We start from the raw sequence: 15,771 nt of genomic DNA, 5'->3' as shown, positions 1-15,771 counted from the left end.
CAGCGGGAAGTCTTTCGGCCCGGCTATTCGGGCGAGGTCGGATGCGTCATGTAAGGCGCTCGCGACATCTCCTCGCCTGTCTTGGTGATGGACCCTTCTCGAGCGCTCGGTCGTTGCGGTCGAACCGTATGATCGAAGCAACGTCCCGTCGGCTCCGCCGACTATGGTCGGAGAATGCGACAGCGGCGTCTGACCTGGATGATCGGTGGCATCGGCCTCATCGTGTGCGGGGTGATGGGGATGCTGCAGTATTCCCTGTTCGGGATCGCGCAGACCACCGGGTTCGTGCTCGATGTCGTCTTCGCCGCCGCTGTCCTGCTGTTCGCGGTCGGACTCTCGCGTGAAGCGAGCGTCGTGGCTCGCCGGCCACTCGGGGTCATCGCACTCGCGGTTGTCGCGCTTTGGCCGTTGATGACCCGAGCTGTGCAGCCGTTCCTGCCGACAATGGATGCCGCGACGTTCGAAGCGGGCATGGCTGCCTATCGCGAAGCCGAGAACGTGCTCACGGCAGTGTTCTTCGCGAACCTCCTGGTTTCGCTCGCAGCGTCACTGCTCGCGTCCGTGCAGATTGCGCGTGCCGGAGTGGTTCCGCGCCCTTGGAATTGGGCACCCCTGTGGGCGCTGATCGCTTCGGCCGCTGCCGGCGTCATTCCGCAGATTCTCTTCTCCGCTGCGGGCTCTGCCGGCACGCAGGTGTACGCCGAGATCGCCGTCCTCCTCGGTACCGTCGGATTCTTGTCGCGGACTCTTGGCCTCGGGATCCTCGCCCTCGTGCTCGCTACTCGGGTGCGTACCGGCAGCGTGGACATCTATCGCTCCAGCTGAAGCCCAACTCGCGCTTCGCTCAGCGACCCTCAACCAAACGCGGTCTCGCCAGTATGCCTCGCGCTCAATGCGCGCAGCCCTGGCGCATGCCCCGCCCGATCGCCAACACCAGACATAGCGGCAGGTCATCTCCCACAGCGGGGTGCGCTGTCGCAACCGCTCACTACTCTGAGTGACGTCAACCCCACCGAGCCGCTGTGGATAGTCGTCCTGGTCGGTGCTCTCTCGGGCGTCATCGGCGCGATCGTGGGCCCGATCATGCAGCGTGTGTTCGGTCGCAACGACAGAGCGATCGACGCGCGGCAGGAGTGGGTCAAACTCAAACTCCAGACCGTGTTCGGGATCGGCGACGAGTGGGTATCGAGCGACGGGCCGCAGGTCGCCTTCATGCGACTCGTACCGCCCTACGGCGCAAGTGCCCACTACTACGACATGCACACGATCAACTGGGCGGTCCAGGAGTCGGTCGACCTTATGATGCTCCAACCTCGGAGGAGCGCATGGGCGCGACAGTGGCTGTACGACTGGCACTTCACACTGTGGGACGAGTACAACACCCTGCACTCGTGGATGCACTTCAACCGCGACCGCAACGAGTGGAGCGACAGCAACTACGAGAAGGCCGACACCGCCTATCAGCGACGGGTAAGGAGCGTACAAAGCGCTCTTTCCATCTGGGGCACTGGCCAATGGCTGACGCACCCGAGTTGGAGGATGCGACTGTCAACGTCGGCGCTCGGCATGAAGGTACAGCGTCGGACGAGGCTCGCTCGAAAGCTCGCGCCGGAGGAGGTCCGTAACGGAACCTACCCGCGCAACTGCGACTGCGGTTCAAAAGGTCTCGCCGCTTGGTCTGAGATGCGCGCGGCAGAAGAGCAATGGCGCAAGGACAACCCTCCGACCACCTAGATTCGCCTCGCTGGGCCTCGGACACGCGATGTTCTCGCCGCGGACGTTCGTCCAGAGCTAAGCGGAGATGTCGCCCGTCGAAACGAACGCGCGCCGCTACTACCGACCTCCAGATCGGCCCGCTCGGAGACCCGCGCGCTGCAACGACCTCGCGAGCGCTCCCGCCCCGATCGTGGCCTCGAACCAGCGACACGTGGCGCTGGCCTCCTAGCCAGCCATGTCGCCGTACCCCAGTAGCCTGAGAGCACACCCGAGGTCATCAACGGAGGAAGTGAGTGACAGACGCCGAGTACGAAAGCCGCGACGATGGCCAGTTCATCAAGGTCATTGACGTCATCGAGGACGGATACGTCTTCTTTGGGAGGCTCACCAATGGCGGCAGTGCGCGGTTCTCGATGCCCGAGCCAGTAGGGCTCTCTCGTGGCGACATCATCTTCATCACAGAGGGGCGATGGTACCCGGCACCTGACACCGCCTGGCCGGAGGACAGCTCGGTTGGTGTGATCCGAAAGTTGCTTGATGACGGTGTCGCACTCGAAGGTGGCGCTGGAATACGCGTGTTGAAGGGCAAGCCGTCAGTCGAGGTCGCCGTCGGGAACACCGTCGAGTACAACGATATTGACGGCATCGTAAGGGTGATCTCGGAGACGCCTCTTCGCTATCGAGATGCGGGCGTAGACGACGACTTACACGAGTATGTCATCGACCCTTCGGAGAACGGGCTCTCCTTCGATTCATTCGGCGGATATGAGGACGTCGTCTCGCGAGCCAAGGAGCTCATCGAGACACAGCTCGACCGCGCCGAAGAATTGAACGCGATTGGCGCCAAGCCTGTGAAGGGCGTGATCTTCACGGGGGCGCCCGGCACAGGGAAGACGCACCTCGCCCGCATCATCGCTCAGGTGTCTCACGCGAAGTTCTACTTGGTGAGCGGTCCCTCAATCGTCAGCAAGTGGGTCGGCGACAGCGAAGAGACGCTGCGTCGACTGTTCGAAGAAGCTGCCAAGCAAGAGCGCGCCATCATCTTCTTCGACGAGATCGATAGCATCGCCGGCCGCCGCACGAACGACTCCAACGGAGAGTCCAAGCGCGTCGTGGCGCAGCTACTGACCCTGCTCGATGGATTCGAAGCAGAGAGCAACGTCATCGTGATCGCCGCGACCAACCGAGTCGAGGACATCGATGAGGCGTTGTTGCGACCAGGCCGATTCGACTGGGAGATTGACTTCCCCCTTCCCACCGTCGAAGACCGCTACAAGATCCTCCAAGTGCGCGCCGCGCAGCTGACGACGGTAGATCCGCTGCCGCTTGAGGACCTCGCACAGCTGACCGATGGCTGGTCTGGCGCAATGTTGACGGCGATCTGGACTGAGGCTGCCCTAGTCGCGGCAGGCGATGGGCGCAAGGCAATTGCCGATGAGGACCTCGCACTCGCATTTGAGCGCGTGCGCACAAGGCCAACCCGCGTGCGGGCGGAAGGAAGCGACCGTGTCGCGTAGGTCGTGGATTCGGCATCCGCTGACTTCGTTCAAGGCGTGGCGGTCTGACAGGCGCCTGCACGAAGCCGCCAACGAGACAAAGAACCGCCGACCGCTGCGCGAGTTCGTCTATCTCGATACGGTCAGCCTCCACAGCCTCCTGGTGTCGCAGAACGCAACCATCCCGCATGAGGTGTCTCAGGCGATCTCTCGAGCTGACGAGGCAGAGCTGAGTGGATCGGTTGGCACGAAACTGGGCTCTGAACTAATAGGCGGAGCTGCGCAACTGGACTCATCCGCCCGCTATCAGACGAGCAATAGCAACAGCACGCAGAGCTCACGTAAGGCCGTCATTCAGACGCTGTTCAAGGAGCTGAGAGAGCTGCCGCTGGACTTCAAGCTCTCCGAAGATGCAGACCCGCCAACCCGCATCAACGACGTCCCGTCCATCGCCACGATCAACAACCCTCGTGCTGTAGAGGCCGGCTACTCCTTCATGCGGGGTACGTTGATCGAGGTCGAGGTGACGCTCGCGGTCGACCCGGTCTTCAAGCTCGGATCGATGATGACAGAGTGGTCTGCCATGGCCGACGAGTTCCCAGCCATGTTTGGCTCGGGTGGCCTCCTGGGGTTCCTCCGCGACAGCGAGCCGATCATGAGGGTGCTCGACCGCTTCCTTGCGGGCCTTATCCCGATCAAGGCGACGGCGACGAATCACGTCGTTCTCGAGGTTGAGGGGCGCGAGTACATCGTGCACAAGACCTCGATCGAGGGTCTCGAAGTGGACACGCATCCACTACACATCGCGGGAGTTACCGAGCACATCGGCTATTGGAAAGACATTCGTCGCGTCCTCTTCTCCGGAGCACGATTCACCATCCTGGCTCGCGTTGCTCGAGACAACATCCAGAATTCCTGGACGCCCGTGAAGCTAGCCGACCTCTTCAGCGAGGTCGCCCCGGGCTTCGTCGACCAGATAAACGCGATCCGCTCGCCCACAGCGTCCGATTCGGCAACAGGCTCCCAACTGGAGCAGCAGATCGCGTTCGGCAACGCGCTCGAGGCATACAAGACCGCGTTGCTACCCGAAGACGCAGACTGGAAGGACGCCGATCAGGTGGCCTTCGCCAGGCTCAAGTCGAAGTTCGCAAGCGGCGCGACGGACGCGTCGAGGCAGCGCCGAGCATTCGACGAGATCCGCGATCTGCTTGTTGCGCGCTTCGAAATAGTTGCCCCAAAGCCAAAGCGCGATTTGAAAGTCCGGCAAGAGTGTCGCGCAAGTGCTGGACTGGAGCTGTTCCCCTCATTCGCGATTGACACTACGAGCCGGTCAGGATCGAACCCTCCGCCCATTAGACCGGCTGAGCGGCTTCTTGATACGGAGATCATCGCAATCTATTGGTGATGAGACAGCCAGGCTTCGAATCACGCCTTCGAGGCCGATGGCTTGTTATCGTTACGGGCGTCGATGACCACGATTGACTCCTCGCCGCCAAGCTTCAGCTCGCCGAGGATGCGATCCACTTTTGCCTGTTGTTCGGCGGTGTAGCAGACGATGACCTTGACGGACTTGCGCACACCGTTGGCCTTCTCGTAAATCGCAACCTGATTCTCGAGATTGCGCTTGAGTTGGCTGTTACTCGCGAGCTTGAATTCGATCAGGGACTTGTCGAACGCGCCCTTGCTGATCTTGAAGTCCACGGGGCCGCGACCGTTGTTCACCTCTCGATTGACGTCGAACTCGGTCCGGTACCAAATCAGGCCGAAGAAGATCTGGACGTCCGTCTCCCGCGAGAATGGACGGTCTCGACGGTTGATTACCAGGTAGCCGTCGTTGTTCTCGATGTAGTCCTTGAACGCCTTCGCGCGGACGAGCGACTCCTCATAGCTGCCAAGCGGCAACTGGTAAAGGCTGCTGCCCTGCTCGATCGCGGGGATCGCCTCGCGCACTTGCTCGACGAGCGCGTCGTATACCTCGCGCCGACGGTCAGCGCTGAGGGCCTCGGCGTGATCACCGTTCTCTTCCTGACGGCGGATGTAGTAGTCGACTAGCTCCGGGAACTTCCAGATCGTGTCCTGCGCAGCCTGCGCATACTCCTTGGGCGACGGGCGTTCGCTCAGTCGGGAGCGGAAGTAACTGTCGATCTGGCCGCGCATCTGGTCGTCGTCGATCGCATCGGGCAGATGAGGGAAGCTGTGGATCATGTCGCCGTGGTTGATCCACGTGTCGTCACTCGTGAGGAGGTCGAACGGCGTGAGCAGCACGAAGTCGTTGCCGAGCTTCGGCAAGTAATAGCGCTTTGTCTTCCAGGCCTTGGTGGTGTAGTCGAACTCGGCTCGGGTCACGGCGAAGGTCGCACAGTCCTCGGGTGTGAGGTGGTTCTGCGCGAACGTCTGCGTGTACTGAAGGAGGTAGTCCTTGATGAGATTCGTCGTGAAGTCGCTGATGTTGTCGCGGCCCACACCCTTGCCGATGAGCGCCAGCTTCTCGAGGTGTGGACTCTGTGTGATCAACTCGTCGCCAAAGTTGCTGAAGATTGATCCAAGCGCGCGGTGAAGTTCGCGCGCGAATTTTGTGCCGAGGCCGCTCCCGCCGTTGCCAAGGACCGTGAACCCGAGCCAATTCTGCTTGACCTCTTTGAAGGAGTACAGGTTCTTGATGACCGCATCGTCTAGGTTGGGGTCCGCCTCGTCCCGAAGGAACTTGAGGTACTTGATGATGCTCTCGTGGAGTTCCTGGTACTCGGGCTTGTCACTGTGGAACAACAGGAACGGGTCGATGAATACGGGTAAATCCGAGACGACGCTCACGTTGAAAGCGCCGTACTCTTCGAGCACGTCGGGCGTGACATTGAACTGGTCTGAGAAGTAGAGTTCTATGCTCTGATTTTACGCGATGTGTCCATTTCGTCAAAGCATGAGCACCTCACTTGTCGCCCGACGCCTGCGATTCGACGCCTGTCTGTGGACGAAGTGTGACCCGCACGCCACTGATCGCAATTCGCATCGTCTTCTGAGTAACACCGAGCCGCGCCGGATTCCACAACTAGCCGAGTGATCCGTTCGATCGTCGAGGCTGACCGCCGAAATCGGTGGAATCTGGTGTCGCCAAGCGCCTCCGGTACGCAAGGATCCCCTCACCGTGCTTCGCCCGTAAGGGGATACCTCACGGTCGCCGCCGCGGCCCGGTGCGACGGCTTGCTCGCCCAGTGACACCGACGAAGACTTCTGTCAGTAGGCCCGGCCACTCGTGGACCGCGCTCCCCCAGTGCGACGGGCGGGTGCGCCGACCCCACTCCCCGCGGAACGAACCTTCGCACCCCTGGGGTCTTCTGGCCCGAGTTGGGGGTAGCCGCTCTCCCTCGCCGGGGATTCCCGGCTCTCCCAGACGGCATCAGCGTGGACAGCTGACCTGTGGTCAGCCCGTTATGACGTAGATGCCCACGGTGCCGTTGGGGTTCACGCGAGCGATGCCGTCGATGCCCACAACGGTCTGCGAGCCGCCCTGGTTCACGACGCGGACCACCTTGTCCCAGTACGGCTTCTCCGGAGTGGCGTACTCGAGGATCACACCGCCGATCTCCCGAGGTTTCGAGCCAAGCAGGATCATCACGGTGCGCTGATCGAGCACGCTCATGACGATGTGGTGCCCACTCGGCGAGCCATCCCCAAGCTGGACATCGCGGGACCCGTTGTGCAGTTTGACAGCTTTAGACCCGTTGAAAGCCCGGTCTATCCCCGTGCTGCTGATGCCGTCGCCCTCCAAGGGCAAAACGAATCCGTAATTGAGGTCACCGAACCCCACCGTCACCGACTTCGACGTCGACTTACGTCCGAACAACTTGCACACTCCCCTGTGTCACCAAGCAAAACCCCCGAGAAAAACGACGGGCCGGGACATTGCTGCCACGGCGACTTTGAACTTGAACGCATGGCACCGATGCTGCCTGCACCGACTAAATGGCGTTCGTGTTCATCCACCCTGTGAACGGCCCATCAAACATTTCCAATCCGACCGTGGAGATCGTCTGGATCAAGTCGACGAACTCCGAGTCATCAGACTGTTGTCCTGCCACGGCACCCGACATCCAGAGTTGCTTAGTGCCGCCTGGTCCGGTCTGCTCGGTGCCTACGAACCCTGGATACCTTCGCTCAATCCTGGCAACCTGCTCGCGCCCAGGGAGGATCTGGATGTGCATGACACGCGCCTGCGACAGCGGGACGATCGCGGCGTGGATCTGCAATCGCACACTCCCACGCCCCGGTGAGAAGTACACCGTCACGACCTTCTGCGCGATCGCGGTGGGCTGGTAGCCCTGATCGAGTGAGACCTCCCAATTGACCCCGTTGGCGTGGGGGATGCGTCGACCCTCCAGGAACTGGCCCCGCATCCGGAAGTTGGTCGACGTCGCGTCGAACTCATAAAACACCGGCTCGGTCCATGGCTGCTGACTGGAGCGGGTTCGGAACCGAACGTCACCGTCGCTGTCGTAACTCCAGGTCATGCCCACGCGATCGAATGCCGCACCGATCTCGCGTGACGTTGTCTGCGTCAGGTTCAAGCCTCTCGACTTACGTCCGAACAAGTTTCTACACTCCCCAGCGTTGTTCTGTCCCCACGCGCGAGCATAGCGACGACCAGCGATCGTCGCCCACACCAGCGTGGACACGCTTCGGGCTGAAGGTACGTACCGTAATTTCGCGGCTCATGACTCGCCGTCGCTCTCATCCCGAAGTTGGCAGTCGGACTCGGGCACCCCCCAGGGAGCTCCGCTCGTACGCGCTGACGAGCGTGGGCGGCGCACACAACTTAGGCGCAGTGCCCGCGTGCGGATGGCGATCGCGCATGCTGAGACCCGCTCGCCGCGGGACCGTCAACCGAACGCAGTTCGGCCGGCACGCCACGCGCCGCGAGCGTGCACCACCCTCGCGCCGACCGCTATCCGCTCGTGCCCCTTCCCGAGGTGGTGGTGGCGGGAAGGGCCACGTCACCCTCCGGGGCAACGCAAACGCGTCATCGATCCTCGCCCGCGACGATGACGGGGAGTTCGTGGTGACCTGTGACGAAGATGAGTACCAGGTCGCGTTGGGCACGCAGGTCATGTGCACCTATACCGACGAGTCGGGCGATAGGCCAATCAATGTTGAGGTCACCGCAGTCAAGGGATCGCAGTTCCGGGTAACGGTTACCGTCCAACGACGCGCGATCCGCGCCGCTTCAATCACGGACCTGGCATGCGTGCGGTAGCCGACCGGTCAGTGGGTGGTGCTAGTTGCGTCGGTGGGTGAGGTGAATGGTGACATCGTCGCCTTCATCCCTGCCGATCGCGCGGCGGATCTGTGCGGAGATGGGCAGCTTGTGAGTTCCGTCTCCGAGCGCCATGAATGCTCCGTCGAAAGGGTGATCATCCACGGTGCCCGAAACCTTGACCAGCCCACGGGTACCGAAGATCGCCGCGGAGTCCGGCAACTGCGCGCAGATCCACGTGTCACCCGCTCTCACCCGGCCGAGAGTGGCGGTGAAGGTGATGTCGAGTGGGCCGACCGTACTCATGAAGCGTCCTTCCCTGCGCGATGCGGGGGGATCACCGATGAACCTGGCCTAGCCATGATGTCTCCTTCGAGTGATGATGTGCCTTTATTGAGATGACGACCGATGGTGCACGCAATCGACAGCGATCACCCCTCGCGGCAATCTCAACGTTCGCGGAGCGACCGCTCAGCGCGCCGATCGCGACGCTCGTCGCCACTGACGTTCGGCGGCCGGACGTAACGTTGCTTGCCGAAGATCTGAGCCGATCTTAATAGAGCGTCCATAACGCTCCTTTAGGAACCTGTTAGCCTCCGCTGAGAGCTGGCTTCAAGCCTGCATGGGGTCGGTCGTACGGATGGGCCTGTGCCTTGAGGATCTTCGGAACCTCCTCAGCCCGCCCGCGATCCTGCGGAGTAGGCGATCGAAGCCGGATCGTGAATGGAGGCGCTCGTGGTCGAGATGGTGATGCTGACCGAAGCAAAGGAAACCGACAACAAGCTTCGATGGGACGCTCGGATCGGTCGGACCGATTTTTCACTGTACGTGCCCAAATGGCGTGTGCCCCGACCGTGGCCGCGCCTGATCGAGGTGACCGTCCGCCCCTACACCGGCGAAGCCACGCACCCACGATCTCCACGCGGCGGCTTGCAGTACAACGTTCACCCGATCACGTGTCACCTCGATAAGGTCAGCGAGCATACGCGAACGATCCGCTATCGACCCGACGGGGTAAACGCGAAGCTCTGGGAGCTGGGTGAGCCGTACATTCCCACCCCAATGACGTTCGACGGGTCGCCCCAGCTCACGATCGAGGTCAATTGGCGCTAGCCACTGCGGCGCCCGCGGTGCTCGGTCGCGCGAGCCTACTCGTCTGAAAGTAGGGGGCGCGGGCGCCGACGAATCGCCATCGTGGTGAAGCCACTCACACGCGTGTTAGCAACGGAGTCCTTTCATGAGCAACAACGGTCTCACACCGGAACAGATTGAGGCGCTCATCGAGTGGGAGGCACGACGACTTGGTCCGAAGCGCGAGCTGTACGAGCAGTCTCTCGCCGAGGCGATCGCCATTCACGGTCAGGGCTCCGACGCGGTGCGATCCCTCGTTGTGCTCGGTGAGGGCTACGCCCGTGCGCCGAACTTCTCGGCAATGGACGACCTCGACCTCCAGGTTTGGAAACAAGCGCGGACGCACAAACCACAGAAGGAAGATCTGTCCGTACCACGTGGCCGCAGATCGACATCTCGGGTTCGTAGCGACGTTCGTCTGTGCAGCGGCAGGGATGACGTCGCATAGCGGCCGGCCAGTGGCTGAGAGCGCGCAGTGAGGTCACTGTATGACCGATTACAGGCCCCATAAGTACCTCATAGATCTCCCATAGACTTAGATCGTCGCCCTCTGGGGTAGGGCGGCCATCCTCTCGGCAGCCACCTGCCCTACTCGACTGCACCCACAGCCAAGGAGCTCCACGACATGGCGACCACCGCCTCTTTCACGCCGCCACCGGCACCCGCACTCGAGCCGCCGAAGCAGAAGCGACTGCCCGTCTGGCTGTGGGTGATCATCGGAATCGTCGCACTCGGCGTACTCGTCTTCCTCGCCCCGATCATCGCGCTCATCGCACTGACCGTCCTGATCACCGGCATCGTCGCGCTGTCAAAGAACACACGCACATGGCTGCGGTTCCGGACCCCGAAGGTCGCGATGACGGCGACCGCGATCTCCGCCGTAGTGTTCTTCGCCGCGGGTCTGATGACGACGGTGGTCTACCCGAGCGCGGCCGCCTCCGGTCGGGAAGCGCAGCAGGCAGCCGCCCTGCCCACCGCCGAGCCTTCCGTGGCCGCCCAGCCGACTCCGACGCCGACTGCCCCGTCGGTCGACGAGGAAGCCACCCAGGAGCCGTTCACCGGTGAGGTCAAGACGGCCGCGGGCGCCGGCGCCACCGCCGACCAGACGGCACTGGCCGTGCTCGCCACGCTCGAGGTGAAAGGCCGTGCCCCGAAGACCGGATACGACCGTGACCAGTTCGGCCAGCGGTGGCTGGACGTGGACCGCAACGGCTGCGACACCCGCAACGACATCCTCGCCCGCGACCTCACCGACGAGACGCTGTCCGGCCCGTGCAAGGTGCTCACCGGTGTCCTCGTCGACCCGTACACGGCGACCACGATCAACTTCGTCCGCGGCCAGGGCACCAGCGAGCTGGTGCAGATCGACCACGTCGTCGCGCTGTCGGACGCTTGGCAGAAGGGTGCCCAGCAGTTGACCGCGAACCAGCGAGCGTCGTTCGCGAACGACCCGCTGAACCTCCTCGCAGTCGACGGTTCCGCTAACGCCCAGAAGGGCGACGGGGACGCCGCCACCTGGCTGCCAAAGAACAAGGCCTACCGGTGCGCGTACGTCGCCCGGCAGGTATCGGTGAAGGCGACCTACGGTCTGTGGGTGACACAGGCGGAGCACGACGCGATCGCGAACATCCTGAGCGCGTGCCCCGACGAGAAGGCCGTCACCTCGACCTACGCCACGGTCCCCGTCGAGACTGCACCGGAACCTGCCCCCGCACCCGCGACTCCCGTCAACCCCGCACCTGCGCCCGCTCCGGCCCAACCGGCACCCGCGCCTGCGCAACCGGCACCCGCCCCCGCACCGGTCGAGGTCTACTACAAGAACTGCGACGCAGCCCGCGCCGCTGGAGCCGCCCCCATCCAGCAGGGCCAGCCCGGCTACGGCAAACACCTGGACCGCGACGGCGACGGAATCGGCTGCGACACGTAAGAGCGGACCCAACGCTCAACGCGCCCGCCGGACCCCGGCGGGCGCGTTGTGTTCCGCTCGAACGCGCAGCCGACGCACACTGACCTCCGGCAATCGAACGCAGTCCGGCCGGCACGCCACGCGCCCCAGCGGAAAGATCGTCGGGCAGCTCCTCTTATGTGCGCGTGGCCCGCGTGCCACGTTGACTCAGGCCCATTCCAAGGTGCGCTGGATCGACCGGTCACCGTTAGGCAGCGGCGCGAACAACAGCGCCTCCGGGTAGCGCTACTTCGCGGCCGAGAAGAAGCTCCGTGCGCGCTCTGTGGAGAAACCTGCCCCGGCCGGTTCCTCTGGGCCTCCCATATAAGAAGCGAGCCGCTGCAGCCGATGGTGAAGCACGCGACATTCCACGTATCGCGATGCTCGCATGCGTTTTCGGGTGCGATGCGTTGTTCGAAGACGGATACGTCAGCGTCAAGGACGGAGCGGTGATCGGAACGACGACGGTCGATCTGGAGACCGCGATCGGGCGATACATCGACAAGATTCGTGGCCGCACCGCCAGCGGATATTCGGATGCTGCCGTTTACTTCGACTGGCACCGAACGCATGTATTCATGAGCTAGCCGGTAAGCGAGCGGCTGCACGAACCATCCCCACACGAGCATTGAACGTTTAGGGGACGAGAGCGGGCGGCGACGCTCGGCGCTTCTTTGCGATCAGGTGTCGGCAGTACTCGGAACTGGTCAGGAGCGGCGCCAAACAGTTAGAGTTCACGCGCCGCCGACATCAGGAGTCGCCGAGCAACCGACGCTCCATGATGGATAGTCGCTCGGCCGTATCGAAGCGTTCGATGTGCTCAGCGCACATTGGATGGCCGTCGCGGACACCCGCGTAAGGCTGACCACACGACGCCCCCAGGCCGATGGCCTGCTGGCAGTCCGGGTGTTTGATCGACCGAAGTCGAGGGCCCCAGAGCGCCTCGGGTGCTTCCTGCCAGTGCGACCACGGCAGTTTCGTCCGCGCGAGATGGTCGGGGCAGTACCACCAGCCGTATACGTGTGCGGCGACATCTGCCTTGGGCTGCCAGTGGAAGACGACCGAGATGTCTTCGGCGCGGTACCACTTGTCTTCCTTGCCCGTCCCGCATGACGAGCACTGCGACTCGGTCTTTCCAGGACTGATCTGGACGAGCTGGTAGACCTCTTCGATGAGCAGGCCGCGAGCTGCCCAGTCATCCTCGGCGGGACCGGCAGCGCCGCGGCGTTTGGTCCAGGTGCGCGCGTCGTCGTCGGGGTTCATCGCGGTTGCCTCTCGCTCGTTCCACACGTGGCTTCATTCTGCTGGAGTGGATTGATCGGCAGTAGACGTGAGCTGCGAAATCGCGAACTCTCTTCAGCCGCCAAGTGCTCGTCGCAGAACACGCTGCGCGGATGTTCACGGCGGTTGTCGACGACGCTCGAAAAGCAGGCCATTGCGACGTGGTGGTTTCCAGTGACGGTCGCAACGAGGACCATCCGAAAGGGGTTCTCAATTGTCATCTCGTCGTGTTCCGAAGGGTCCGGGTCGCCGCCCGATGACGGACAAGCGCCGGCAGCTTCTCGAGCTGCTCGCGCAAGGTTGGTCGGTGCGCAGCGCGTGCACGAAGCTGGGCATCTCGCGGTCGTCGGGGAACAGGTGGAAGAGCGGCTGGCTGGTGCGGCAGAAGGATGACACGGTCAAGTTCGTGCCACCGCTCGACCCGCTCGCGCCGCTATCAGGCGTCGACGCCGAACGCGCGCAACAGCGGCACGCGAGGGATCATCCGGCGCGGGCCGAGCTGGACCGTGGGGATCGTCCCGCTCTCGATGCCGAGCTTGATCGTGCGGTAGTCGACGCCGACAAGCTTCGCGGCATCCTTCATCGTCAGGGCAAGCGAATTCGGCGATGAGTTCATGACTTTCTCCTTCGCTGGATGGTTGATGTCATCACTTGCTCACGCACATTACACCCGTGAGTGCTCGATGTCATCACTTGCTCGCGTCTCCCGAAACTGAGAAACTCGCAGCATGCCTGAACTCTCGATCGAGCTGATCGACGACGAGATCCTCGACGCCGGCGACGGCATTCGCATTCCACGCTCGTGGGTCGCCGTCGTTACTGGCATTCCTGACGTTCCGGGTGCCGTGCGTGCGCACGTCGTTTACGACACGACGCTGCGGCGGGCAGCGGCTGAGTCGATTCGAGTGGATCGGAGCGGCCAGGGGGATGAGGTGACCACCACGCTGCTGCGCGACCTCCGAGTGCAGGCGATCGTCAAGTGGGCTGCAGCTCGCGTCGTCCGCATCGACGGCGGTCTGTCTGAGCCGGAGACCTACGGACAATACCTGACACGGCTGAAGGCGGACGAGTCGCGCTCGGAGGATCAGAACCTGCGCGAGGCGGTCAGGCTCTACCGGCTCGCCTCGGTCATCAACGACGGTCCACTCAAGCTCGTCTCCGAACAGCTCGGCGTCAGTGTCAGCACCGCGACGCGCATGATGAATCGCGCCCGCGTTGCGGGTCTTGTCGACGAGGCCACCGGTCGGGAGGTCCTCGTTCAGGCTCGCGAGCAGCAGCTCCGCGAGCAGCTCACCAGCCCCTCGGTCAGGCCAGGTTCATCGGGGCCCTCGATCGGTCGCTGACACCATCGGGATCCATTGAGCCGCATTTGAGCACTTTGCACAGCAAGACGCGCATCCGCGAGCAGAGCGACCAAAATCATGCACTTCAGCTAGCACCCAATACCGTCTTGCCCGCACCCAGTTCTGCGATGAGCCTGAGATCTGCTCCAGGACTGGCAAGCCTTGCCCGCATTTTGGCCGCATTCCATTCGCTGCTGGCTGTTTTCGGACGTAGCTGGATGTCGCTCCAGACTCGAGAACCCGCGTAATTCCGCGGAAGTTGTCGTTTCACGTGGCTATGCAAAATGCTCAAAACGTGTTCGAGTCCCTCCAGGGGCAACACCATTCTTTACCTTCTTGACCAGGGGTTTATTTCGGAGCTAGGAGGCCTGACCCGGGCATTCGCCGGACACAGTAGCGCCGGCCATTCGCCGTCTCGTACGGGTTCACGCTGCCCATGGCCCGCGGCCCCGCCTCCGTCTGCTGGCCGACCGCGTAGTTCAAGCCCTCGAGCCCGTCGCGATTGCAACCGGTCACGTTCCGGCTTTCGAAGCTTCGATTTCCATCGATACAACGGGCCGAGTGGCGCCGAGGTCATCCCCTCCCCGCGACGGAGAGGGTGAAGCCCGAGGCGAGTCCTTCTTCAAGTGCGTCGTCATACAGGGCACTGAAGGTTCGGCGGAGGTGTCGGCCGAGGCAGCACTTGACGCCGCCCCCGCGTTCGCGACGGCGCTGCTGCATCACACGACGGACAGAACACCGGTAGCGGCGACCACCACCCATCCCAGGTAGGCGAGAAAGCAGAACCTGTCCGGCCATCCGATTCGGATCCCAGGCGAGCCGCCCCTCCCGTGCGCGGGGGCGGCGGCGACGAGGAACCACACCAGGCCGGCGAACGGAACAACGGAAGCGACTGCCAGCACCCATCCGAGCGCGCTCGCCACCCCAACCCCTGCGAACAGCGCCGCGGGCGGAAAGCCGGCCAGCAGCACACCGCCCAGGACCGTGTGCGCCCTGCCCACGGGCGTGGCCTGTGCACGCGGAGTCATGATCGGATCGGCGTCGATGAACGCTGCACCGAGCGCGCCGAGCGCGACGGCGGCAAGTCCGATCGTCCACGCGCCGCCGAACGGCCACAAGGCGACGCACGTCGCGGCAGGGCTGATGGCCATCGTGACGAAGGCGAGGCGCATGACCCACCCGTATCGCCCGACGGAGTACTCGCTGATCATCCGCCAAGACGGCTCATATTCGGGCTTGAGGACATGAAGGATCGCGATCAGCCCAGCCGTGATGCCGCCGGCGACGAGCGCAGTCATGGCTGCGATGGCCGTGGCGCTCAACATCGGACAGCCATACCTGTAGCGGCCACGGGCATCCTCCTGCGCGGCTTTCTATCCCCACCGTAGCTCGCCATCCGCGGCTGAGCCGCCTGGACCACCCCCGTTAGGGTGAGTGGTCGCCCGATCCCCCGGCGGTCCGAAAGAAGGCGGCGCCCTCGAGTCGGTGTCAGGACCAGAAGGCGAGGCCGACGAATATCGCGCCGAAGGGGATGCTCGCGCTGGCGGCCAACTCCAACGCGGGACTCGTCATCGACTGTGACGGCGGCGGTCGCCTTCGTGTCGGTGATCG

Annotated in this window: 16 protein-coding genes and 1 pseudogene; 10 read left to right on the top strand and 7 right to left on the bottom strand. The window is 63.3% G+C overall.

Going from position 1 to position 15,771, the window contains the following annotated elements; all coding sequences use genetic code 11:
• Positions 1-174 precede the first annotated feature (174 nt).
• From ASF40_RS13100 to ASF40_RS13085, 4 genes are all read left to right on the top strand, one after another.
• Positions 175-825, top strand: a complete 651-nt coding sequence (locus tag ASF40_RS13100; RefSeq protein WP_157549662.1) for a hypothetical protein — start codon at positions 175-177, stop codon at positions 823-825.
• Positions 826-1,071: 246 nt separating this feature from the next.
• Positions 1,072-1,734 carry a hypothetical protein gene (locus ASF40_RS13095; RefSeq protein WP_056369657.1) on the top strand — a complete coding sequence of 221 codons (663 nt, stop codon included), beginning with the start codon at positions 1,072-1,074 and terminating at the stop codon, positions 1,732-1,734.
• Between the two features lie 275 nt (positions 1,735-2,009).
• Complete coding sequence (locus tag ASF40_RS13090) at positions 2,010-3,233, top strand: ATP-binding protein (protein ID WP_056369655.1); 1,224 nt, start codon at positions 2,010-2,012, stop codon at positions 3,231-3,233.
• A complete protein-coding gene (locus tag ASF40_RS13085) occupies positions 3,223-4,617 on the top strand; it encodes a DUF6414 family protein (protein ID WP_056369653.1) in 1,395 nt (464 codons plus the stop codon). Before ASF40_RS13090 ends, ASF40_RS13085 begins: the two co-directional genes overlap by 11 nt.
• Before the next feature lie 20 nt (positions 4,618-4,637).
• Here ASF40_RS13085 and ASF40_RS13080 read toward each other — a convergent pair whose 3' ends face one another.
• The 4 genes from ASF40_RS13080 to ASF40_RS13060 all read right to left on the bottom strand — a co-directional run bounded on the left by ASF40_RS13080 (position 4,638) and on the right by ASF40_RS13060 (position 8,766).
• The gene (locus tag ASF40_RS13080) at positions 4,638-6,050 is read right to left on the bottom strand and encodes a hypothetical protein (protein WP_200919489.1); all 1,413 of its coding nucleotides are present in this window, start codon (positions 6,048-6,050) and stop codon (positions 4,638-4,640) included.
• A 580-nt stretch (positions 6,051-6,630) separates the two neighbouring features.
• On the bottom strand, positions 6,631-6,849 hold the full coding sequence (locus ASF40_RS13075; protein ID WP_056369649.1) for a hypothetical protein: 219 nt from the start codon (positions 6,847-6,849) through the stop codon (positions 6,631-6,633).
• A 319-nt stretch (positions 6,850-7,168) separates the two neighbouring features.
• The gene (locus tag ASF40_RS13070) at positions 7,169-7,774 is read right to left on the bottom strand and encodes a hypothetical protein (protein WP_157549660.1); all 606 of its coding nucleotides are present in this window, start codon (positions 7,772-7,774) and stop codon (positions 7,169-7,171) included.
• Positions 7,775-8,481: 707 nt separating this feature from the next.
• Positions 8,482-8,766, bottom strand: coding sequence for a DUF1905 domain-containing protein (locus ASF40_RS13060; protein ID WP_056369644.1), 285 nt, complete (start codon positions 8,764-8,766; stop codon positions 8,482-8,484).
• 429 nt (positions 8,767-9,195) lie between these two features.
• Between ASF40_RS13060 and ASF40_RS13055 the strand changes: the two genes are divergently transcribed.
• From ASF40_RS13055 to ASF40_RS13045, 4 genes are all read left to right on the top strand, one after another.
• Positions 9,196-9,573 carry a hypothetical protein gene (locus tag ASF40_RS13055; protein WP_157549658.1) on the top strand — a complete coding sequence of 126 codons (378 nt, stop codon included), beginning with the start codon at positions 9,196-9,198 and terminating at the stop codon, positions 9,571-9,573.
• Positions 9,574-9,697: 124 nt separating this feature from the next.
• On the top strand, positions 9,698-10,039 hold the full coding sequence (locus ASF40_RS21135; RefSeq protein ID WP_157549656.1) for a hypothetical protein: 342 nt from the start codon (positions 9,698-9,700) through the stop codon (positions 10,037-10,039).
• A 177-nt stretch (positions 10,040-10,216) separates the two neighbouring features.
• Positions 10,217-11,518 carry a GmrSD restriction endonuclease domain-containing protein gene (locus ASF40_RS13050; RefSeq protein WP_056369641.1) on the top strand — a complete coding sequence of 434 codons (1,302 nt, stop codon included), beginning with the start codon at positions 10,217-10,219 and terminating at the stop codon, positions 11,516-11,518.
• 290 nt (positions 11,519-11,808) lie between these two features.
• Positions 11,809-12,123 carry a hypothetical protein gene (locus tag ASF40_RS13045; protein WP_157549654.1) on the top strand — a complete coding sequence of 105 codons (315 nt, stop codon included), beginning with the start codon at positions 11,809-11,811 and terminating at the stop codon, positions 12,121-12,123.
• Positions 12,124-12,286: 163 nt separating this feature from the next.
• Here ASF40_RS13045 and ASF40_RS13040 read toward each other — a convergent pair whose 3' ends face one another.
• Complete coding sequence (locus ASF40_RS13040) at positions 12,287-12,799, bottom strand: hypothetical protein (RefSeq protein WP_157549652.1); 513 nt, start codon at positions 12,797-12,799, stop codon at positions 12,287-12,289.
• Between the two features lie 274 nt (positions 12,800-13,073).
• On the opposite strand from ASF40_RS13040, the pseudogene ASF40_RS21715 reads away from it, so the two are divergent.
• Positions 13,074-13,178, top strand: a pseudogene (locus tag ASF40_RS21715) (helix-turn-helix domain-containing protein); the annotation flags it as partial.
• A 75-nt stretch (positions 13,179-13,253) separates the two neighbouring features.
• Here the strand turns inward: ASF40_RS21715 and ASF40_RS21260 are convergent.
• A complete protein-coding gene (locus ASF40_RS21260; RefSeq protein WP_056369635.1) occupies positions 13,254-13,433 on the bottom strand; it encodes a helix-turn-helix domain-containing protein in 180 nt (59 codons plus the stop codon).
• A gap of 112 nt (positions 13,434-13,545) precedes the next feature.
• Between ASF40_RS21260 and ASF40_RS13030 the strand changes: the two genes are divergently transcribed.
• Positions 13,546-14,160, top strand: a complete 615-nt coding sequence (locus ASF40_RS13030) for a hypothetical protein (protein ID WP_056369633.1) — start codon at positions 13,546-13,548, stop codon at positions 14,158-14,160.
• A 719-nt stretch (positions 14,161-14,879) separates the two neighbouring features.
• Here ASF40_RS13030 and ASF40_RS13025 read toward each other — a convergent pair.
• Entirely contained in the window at positions 14,880-15,485 is a 606-nt protein-coding gene (locus ASF40_RS13025) for a DUF998 domain-containing protein (RefSeq protein ID WP_056369631.1), read from the bottom strand.
• Positions 15,486-15,771 lie beyond the last annotated feature (286 nt).

It is taken from the genome of Microbacterium sp. Leaf288 (assembly GCF_001422925.1).
In the GTDB taxonomy this organism is placed as follows: Bacteria; Actinomycetota; Actinomycetes; order Actinomycetales; family Microbacteriaceae; genus Microbacterium.
The sequence above is the reverse complement of the archived record's forward strand: the minus strand, read 5'-3'. Positions and strand labels throughout refer to the sequence as shown.